The organism is Paraglaciecola sp. (genome assembly GCF_051252315.1).
GTDB lineage: Bacteria > Pseudomonadota > Gammaproteobacteria > Enterobacterales > Alteromonadaceae > Paraglaciecola.
This window is the reverse complement of record NZ_JBPOFP010000191.1, coordinates 1-5165: the sequence shown is the minus strand read 5'-3', so window position 1 is coordinate 5165 and position 5165 is coordinate 1. Positions and strand designations below refer to the sequence as shown.

The window sequence follows — 5165 nt, the reverse complement described above, 5'->3', positions numbered from 1 at the left end:
TAGGTTTGTGTTGGTAGGTTATAAACTAAAATTATTAGGTTGGTTCGAACCCTTTATCACCGTTTTAGATGCTAACATCAATTTAGTGAAATCTTTTTATCTTAATCATTATGGACAAATTGAAGGCGCTTGCATTAATCACAATGGAGAACTTTGGATAACACAAGAAGGTTCTTACTTTTCTAGTCAAAAATTAATCAAGCTTCGAATAAGATAATAGATATTCCTTTTATGTAGGAAAACCTTCTTGCAGCTTAATAATTCGCTGTTAAAATGCAGCTCGTTAAATGAGTACATACTTATTTAGTAACCAAGGGGTGCCGAAAGGCTGAGATTTGGATAACTATCCTAGAACCCTGTAACCTGATCCGGATAATGCCGGCGTAGGAATGGTAAGACAATTTATTCCCCATTTATACCTGCCGTAAAACCGGATCTTTTCAATTTATAATGAAGAGATCCTAGAATGATTTTCAGTAAAAAAACAATCGCAACTATCGTTAGCTCAAGTTTGCTGGCTGGCTCTGCTATTGCCCAACAACAAGATACAGACCAAGTAGAACGTATTACTGTGTTTGGTGCACTTACCTCAACACCTTTATCTGAAATGGCAACCAGTGTGTCAGTATTAACAGATGAAGTGATAGAACAACGTCAAGCTCAGCATTTAGAAGAATTGCTCAACCGAGCTGCAAATGTGAATTTTGCGACAGGTGCCAGTCGTGGTCGTTTTGTGCAAATTCGCGGTATTGGTGAGCGTAGCCAATTTACCGATCCTATTAATCCTTCCGTTGGGTTTTTAGTCGATGGTATTAATTACTCCGGTTTAATGGCTGGTGCTAGTACATTTGATGTACAGCAAGTAGAAATATTTAAAGGACCAAATAGTGCGCGATTTGGGGCTGATGGTTTGGCCGGTATGATCAATGTTATTACTGCTGAAGCATCAGATGATACAAGTTTCGATGGACAATTTGGTGCGGCTAACTACGGAAGTTGGCATGCTGGTGCGGCAATTGGAGGAGGGATCTCTGATTCTGTTGATTATCGTGTTTCAGTTCATAAAAATACTAGTGATGCCTTCGTAGAGAACACCTTTTTAGATAGAAAAGACACTAACGGTATTGATGAACTAACAGCCAGAGCGAAGTTAAACTGGCAAGTATCAAATGATTTACAAATTAAAACAGTGTTACATCTAATTGATGTAGACAACGGTTACGACGCCTTTTCGTTAAACCGTGACCGAACGACATTATCGGACGAACCTGGATTCGATCGTCAAGAAAGTGAAGCGTTAGCCTTAACCGCAAATTACCAAGGTTTAGATTGGGCTGATTTAACTGTGCAGGCTAGCTTTTTACAAGCAGACTTAGCTTATGGATATGATGAAGATTGGAGTTTTGTAGGGATTGCACCAGGCTGGGAGTATTCATCGACAGATTATTATTTTAGAGAGCGTGAAGATAATTCGTTAGAAGTTAAGTTAAATAGTAAAAGTTCGTCGGAAAACACTTGGGTACTTGGCTTTTATTACTCAGCAGAAGATGAAGAATTAGAACGTCAATATACTTGGTTATCAAACCCTTTCTTAAGCAAGGTCGGCAGAGAAGATTACGCAATATTCGGTCAGTATAAGCACACTATTTCTGACACTCAATGGTTTACTAGTAGTCTTAGGTTGGCTTCTCAAGAATTAGATTATTCAGATTCGTACCTATTGGATAAATCTATTGATCACAGTGACTGGGGAGCTGAATTGAGTTATCACCAAAATGTAAGTGACACCAGTATGTTGTATTTGAGTCTTGTACGCAGCTACAAAATGGGCGGTGTTAACGGCCAAGCTGTGAGTAAAGTAGACGATATTGACGATGCAATATTAAAACAAGCAGTATTGGACAATGTAGAGTTTGACGCTGAATCCTTGTTAGGCCTTGAATTTGGTATTAAAGGTAGTAATCAAGACGGAAGTTTAACTGTCGATTTTAGTGCTTTTTATCAAAAGCGTGATGACGTTCAATATAAAAACTCAATTGTTGAAGACCAATCATTTGTAGATTTTATTGAAAACTCTGTAAACGGCACAAATTATGGTCTTGAAGCGAGTATCAATTATACCATTTCAGATAATGTTGATGCCTTTGCTAATTTGGGTTATTTAAAAACTAAAATTAAAGATATCACTCGACAAGATGGTACTAACATAGATAAACGTGCACAGGCCCATGCGCCAAAATATCATGTCAACGCAGGTGTCGTCATTGGGCTTTCAGAAAACCTATCTTGGTTACTAGAAGTCGATGCTAAAGATGAGTTCTATTATTCATTTAGCCATGACAATCAGGCTGACAGTATGGCCATAGCCCACACTAGTTTAGATTATTCTAGGCAAGATTGGAGTGTCAGTTTATATGCCCGTAACTTATTTGATAAAGAGTATGCAAACCGAGGTTTCTATTTCCCGAATGACCCTAGAGATGAGTATTTACCTCATGTATGGGAACAGTTTGGTGAGCCAAGACGAGTTGGTATTAACATTAAGTTTCAATACTAAGAGCACAGTTACGCTATAAATTAAGATGGATCTTCGGATCCATTTTATAGTTTACTAAGGAAAGATATGAAATTAGTTGCAGAAATATCCATGTACCCATTAAACGAACAATATATTCCACCTATTCAGGAATTTATTGATCGTCTAAATACCTATGAAAACTTAAAAGTTGTTACCACTGCTACTAGCACAACAGTGTGTGGAGACTATTTACCCACCATGCAATTGTTAGCCGAAGAAATGCAACGAAGTCATGAAAAAATAGGCCAAGCTATTTTTGTCTGTAAGTTTTTAAACGGCGATAAAATGGTGAGTGAAATTTAATGGATCAAATTGTCGAGCTGCTTATTAGCCAATTCCAACAACAATCTGGATTAGAGGCTATTGCTGTTGTATTAGCTTTAGCTTATGTCTGGCTAGCTGCCAAACAAATCATTTGGTGTTGGCCTTGTGCTTTTGTCAGCACGACTATTTATACTTATTTGTTTTGGGAAGTGTCTTTACCTTTCCATACGATGCTTAATGCTTATTATATTTTTATGGCAGTATATGGATGGTGGCATTGGAATAAACCCGAAACTCAAAATGTACCTGTGATTAGTTGGACACTTCCAAAACATATCGTTTCAATCATAGTGTTAACTATCCTGAGTCTAGGTTTAGCCTATTTAGCAAAATCAATTCTTGATAGTGAACATTTGTATCTAGATGCATTTATTACTGTTTTCAGTGTATTTACTACCGTATTGGTTGCTCATAAGGTACGTGAAAATTGGTTGTATTGGGCGGTTATCAATGCCTCTGGAGCCTATCTATATGTCGCAAAGGACTTATATTTAACTACCTTACTGACTACTTTATATTTAGGTTTTTCTGTATATGGTTATATCAATTGGGGCAAAAACACCCAATCAGAGCCGCTAACCACATAAAGTTAAATGCTAATGAAACCCTCGTCAAAACTAGATCAACAAGACATATTAAATGAATTGAGCCAAAGTGGTTTGTTTTCTATTACTTGTCAGTTATTAAAAATAGAGGGCGGGGCTGTTAACCTAAGTTATCAACTAGTAAATGAGCAACAAGTTTACTTTGTAAAAGTGTTCACCTCTGACGAAATGGTGGTTATCGATAGGCGAAAACAGTTTGAACAACAAAAACAACTGGCTTTGTTAGGTTTAGCTCCTAAACCATGTTTTTTGTCTATTGCGCAAAGTTTCCAAGTGGATGAGTGGATAAGTGATGAATCTTTGTTAAAGGAGGATTTGCCTGAAGCAGAAAAATGTAGGCTACTCGCTCAATCACTGGCTAATATTCATCAAATTAATAATAATTCAGCTCTACATTATTCGTTTTTAGACTTGCCCGAAAAATGGCGAGAATATGTATTACTCGCTAATGTTCAAGTGAGTGAAATTGAAAACAAACAAATACAGGATTGGGCTGATATTTGGTATCAATCAGAGCCTCAAGACTTGTGTGTATGTCATAACGACTTATCGTTACAACATGTTATTGCTAATAACTCTGAGGTTATTTTTGATTGGGAGTACGCCGCTTATTCTAACCGTTATTTTGATATAGCATCATGCATTCAAATCAATCAAATTCAGTCTGAAAATGCAGGTGTTTTAATGACAGAATACGCGCGACTTACAGCAACCCCAATCGTCGTCGTTAAAAAGAAAGTAGCTGTTATGCAACCATTAGTGAGTTTTACGAATAAAGTATGGTTTGCTGCAGCTAAGACCCAAGATAGTTAATTTGCTGGTTATCTAATCAGTTAGCGCAAAAACCGTGCAATCAAACCTTTTTAGCTAGCTGTACACATAAAATCACTTTACCTTTACAGACGCATACGTATAATTCAGCACTTCTGCAGGGGTGTAGTTCCAATTGGTAGAACAGCGGTCTCCAAAACCGATGGCTGGGGGTTCGAATCCCTCCACCCCTGCCATATTATTCTTTGTAAAAACTTCCTCAAATACAAGTCTCAAATTTAAATATATTGATCATCCATAATTGGAGGGTGAGAAGCTCCACGTTCGACAACTTGTCTGGAACAAGTAGAGCCGCTGTAAGCGCCCGAAGGGGCTATTACATGGACGTAATAGCGCTAATCCCTCCACCCCTGCCATATTATTCCTTCAAATATATCTGCAAAATTCACCGTGAAATTATCTCTCCAAGTTATCAATTTAAAATTGCGTAAGACAAGCCAAATCTACTGACAAAAACTGCCACCCTTAATTAGATTATGGTAATCTTTACTTATGCAAGACACTGATAAATCAAGCCTATCTCCTTATCAAAATGCCATTCTCACAGAGATGGGGATTTCCTCGTGGACGTTAGTTAAAGGGCAAGGCGCACAGCAAAAACAAGAAGCCAAAGATGATCCGGTAATGACACCTGTCAGTGGAACAACTAAACCTGACTTACGACAAACTTCATCAACTGATAATGCTTTGGCTCGCTTGGCAGAGATGAAAAACTCTAAGACTAATGGAAATGGTTCAAATGTTCATAAAGAACCGCAAAAGGCGAGTCAAACCGTTAAATCTGAAATTCTTCCTAAAACATTACTGTCAACAGATAAGGTATTGTT

Annotated in this window: 5 protein-coding genes, 1 tRNA gene, 1 pseudogene and 1 riboswitch; all 7 genes and pseudogenes read left to right on the top strand. The window is 37.6% G+C overall.

The genetic code is table 11. The features are described from left to right. A pseudogene (locus tag ACSHXM_RS20790) lies at positions 1-217 on the top strand (hypothetical protein); the annotation flags it as partial. 86 nt (positions 218-303) lie between these two features. After that, positions 304-407, top strand: a riboswitch (TPP riboswitch). A gap of 59 nt (positions 408-466) precedes the next feature. Further along, positions 467-2557, top strand: a complete 2091-nt coding sequence (locus ACSHXM_RS20785) for a TonB-dependent receptor (protein ID WP_435692145.1) — start codon at positions 467-469, stop codon at positions 2555-2557. 66 nt (positions 2558-2623) lie between these two features. Further along, on the top strand, positions 2624-2881 hold the full coding sequence (locus ACSHXM_RS20780; protein WP_435692143.1) for a hypothetical protein: 258 nt from the start codon (positions 2624-2626) through the stop codon (positions 2879-2881). Beyond that, positions 2881-3489: a nicotinamide riboside transporter PnuC gene (gene pnuC / locus ACSHXM_RS20775; protein ID WP_435692141.1), complete on the top strand. Its 609-nt coding sequence runs from the start codon at positions 2881-2883 to the stop codon at positions 3487-3489. Before ACSHXM_RS20780 ends, pnuC begins: the two co-directional genes overlap by 1 nt. 12 nt (positions 3490-3501) lie before the next feature. Then, positions 3502-4320, top strand: a complete 819-nt coding sequence (locus ACSHXM_RS20770; RefSeq protein ID WP_435692139.1) for a phosphotransferase — start codon at positions 3502-3504, stop codon at positions 4318-4320. Positions 4321-4437: 117 nt separating this feature from the next. Further along, positions 4438-4514, top strand: a tRNA-Trp gene (locus tag ACSHXM_RS20765). 316 nt (positions 4515-4830) lie between these two features. Next, positions 4831-5165, top strand: a 335-nt coding sequence (locus ACSHXM_RS20760; RefSeq protein ID WP_435692137.1) for a hypothetical protein, incomplete at its 3' end; no start/stop codon positions are given.

Excerpts from the sequence above, each read along its gene's own strand:
- pnuC (WP_435692141.1), top strand. The coding sequence starts at position 2,881 with ATGGATCAAATTGTCGAGCTGCTTATTAGCCAATTCCAACAACAATCT.
- ACSHXM_RS20780 (WP_435692143.1), top strand. The coding sequence starts at position 2,624 with ATGAAATTAGTTGCAGAAATATCCATGTACCCATTAAACGAACAATAT.
- ACSHXM_RS20770 (WP_435692139.1), top strand. The coding sequence starts at position 3,502 with ATGAAACCCTCGTCAAAACTAGATCAACAAGACATATTAAATGAATTG.
- ACSHXM_RS20785 (WP_435692145.1), top strand. The coding sequence starts at position 467 with ATGATTTTCAGTAAAAAAACAATCGCAACTATCGTTAGCTCAAGTTTG.